The sequence below is a fragment of the Polaromonas sp. P4_H1 genome, assembly GCF_056400945.1.
Genome location: NZ_JBFUKG010000160.1, coordinates 1 through 512 on the forward strand (window position 1 = coordinate 1; position 512 = coordinate 512).

At 59.8% G+C, this 512-nt stretch carries 1 protein-coding gene; it reads right to left on the minus strand.

The window, feature by feature from the left end; translation table 11 throughout:
• On the minus strand, nt 1-512 hold a 512-nt coding region (locus AC1DS5_RS25655; protein WP_477721059.1), incomplete at both ends, for a DUF1217 domain-containing protein.

Here is a 512-nt window from a genome sequence, read left to right on the forward strand (position 1 = left end):
GGTCGCGGGTCTGCGGCCCGAATTTCGGCAGCCGCGCGATCTCGCCGTCGTCGTCGAAATTGAACGAGGCCACCAGCTCCGCGAAACGCGGATCCTTCTGCGTGTTGACGAAGCTCTTGGGGTCGTTCAGGTCGGAATCGAACATCTTGCGCAGATCGGCGGTGGTCACCTTGGCGGGGTCGAGGTCCTTGGCGACGAGCGCGATGTCGATGAGCTTCCTGTCGGCGAGCAGATCCTTCACGCTCTCGATATTGGCGATGTTCTTCTGATAATAGACCGCGTCCTTGTCGGCCGCCTTGCGCAGCTCGGCCTGTTCCTTGTCCTTCGTGAAGCGTGTCTTGGCGATGATGTAGTCCTTCATCACCTGGGTGACTTCCGCCGCGTCCTGCGCCACCACGGGCGTCGTGATATTTCCGCTGCTGTCGAAATTGAATGCCCGAGCGAGCTGAACGTATCGGTCGTCGTGCAGCTTGTTCACGTAGCTCTTGGGATCGTCCGGATCGCTTTTGAGT